General features: G+C 69.1%; 1 protein-coding gene. It reads right to left on the bottom strand.

Going from position 1 to position 893, the window contains the following annotated elements:
- Positions 1-79: 79 nt before the first annotated feature.
- Positions 80-893: EAL domain-containing protein (locus ACFE64_RS02465; RefSeq protein WP_375390868.1), on the bottom strand; the 814-nt coding region annotated here is incomplete at its 5' end.

Genomic DNA, 893 nt, shown 5'->3' with positions numbered 1-893 from the left:
CTGGCCATTGATCCTCCCCTTGGCTGGCGGGGAGGCGTAGCAGGCGCCCGCCGCTAGGCGAAGGGCTTTCCGGGCGTGCCTAGCCCGCCAGTCGCCTGATGCTGCGGACGTGCGTCTGGTTGAGGCGTTCGAGGTTGAAATGCTCGGCGAACTCGATGCCGGCCTTGCCGTCGCGCGCCCAGCGGATGCGCGCGGCGAACATCTGATCCTCGAGCAGCTCGATCAGCACGTCCACGCCCTCGCCGTTGTCGGACAGCGCCAGCCCGTCGATCATCGCGCCGGTGGCGGAGATGTTGCGGATGCGCACATCGCCCTGATCCTCGCCGATCGACAGGCGGGCCGAGCGCAGCATGGTGGAGCGCGGGCTGCGGCTGATCCGGAAGCCCGAGGCGGTGGCGGCGCCCTGGCCCTCGGCGAGCTGGCGCGCGACCTCGTCGGCGCGCATCGGCTTGCCGTAGATATAGCCCTGAATGTGGCTGCAGCCCAGCGAATGGACCAGCGCCACCTCGTCCTCGACCTCGACCCCTTCGGCGGTGGTCTCCATGCCCAGCGTGTCGGCCAGCGTCACGATCGCCTTGATGATGGCGGCGTTGCGGTTGCCGGGCTGGGCCGCGCCGCGCACGAAGCTCTGGTCGATCTTGACCTTGTCGAACGGGGCGGTGCGCAGATAGCCCAGGCTGGAATAGCCCGTGCCGAAATCGTCGAGCGCCAGCCTGACGCCGAGCCCCTTCAGCGCGCGGAACATGGTGTCCGACGACTGTTTCTCATCCAGGAACACGCCCTCGGTGATCTCCAGCTCGAGCCGGTCGGGCGCCAGGCCCGAGCGCGCCAGCGCGTTGGTGATCAGCGCGGGCAGCTGCGGATCGGCGAACTGGATCGGCGACACGTTGACG

It is taken from the genome of uncultured Sphingomonas sp., assembly GCF_964250165.1.
Lineage (GTDB): Bacteria > Pseudomonadota > Alphaproteobacteria > Sphingomonadales > Sphingomonadaceae > Sphingomonas.
Note: the sequence above shows the minus strand (reverse complement) of the source record. Positions and strands in the feature narration are given on the sequence as shown.